We start from the raw sequence: 488 nt of genomic DNA, 5'->3' as shown, positions 1-488 counted from the left end.
CTTCTGGGTGTCAGATAGTGCGCTGGAAGACTAAGGCCTTGAGGCCGCTTTCAGGATCAATGTCCGGAAACTCCGGCGGATTCTCCAGCCGCTCTACAAAACGCAGACTCGGCGCTTCCTGCGTCACGCCCTCAATCAGAAAGTCCGAACCGAACGCCGGGTCATTCATGCACGCCAGCACCGTGCCTTGGGGCGTGAGCAGTTCCGGCAAGCGACGCAGCACGCGCTGGTAATCCTTGGTCAGCAGGAAACTGCCTTTCTGGAACGACGGCGGATCGATGATCACCAGATCATACGGACCGCTGTTGATCACCTTGCCCCAGGACTTGAACAGGTCGTGGCCGAGGAAACTGACTTTGCTCAAGTCATGGCCGTTCAAGCGATGGTTGTCGCGGCCCCGGCTCAGTGCGGCGCGGGACATGTCCAGGTTGACCACATGGCTGGCGCCGCCCTCGATGGCGGCCACGGAAAAACCGCAGGTGTAGGCA

At 60.2% G+C, this 488-nt stretch carries 1 protein-coding gene; it reads right to left on the bottom strand.

Features of this window, described 5'->3' with window-relative positions; all coding sequences use genetic code 11:
- Window positions 1–10: 10 nt before the first annotated feature.
- A partial coding sequence (locus BK660_RS32155) for a class I SAM-dependent methyltransferase (RefSeq protein WP_123436476.1) occupies window positions 11–488 on the bottom strand: 478 nt, incomplete at its 5' end.

This window comes from Pseudomonas brassicacearum (genome assembly GCF_003732265.1).
Taxonomy (GTDB): Bacteria; Pseudomonadota; Gammaproteobacteria; order Pseudomonadales; family Pseudomonadaceae; genus Aquipseudomonas; species Aquipseudomonas brassicacearum_D.
Note: the sequence above shows the minus strand (reverse complement) of the source record. Positions and strands in the feature narration are given on the sequence as shown.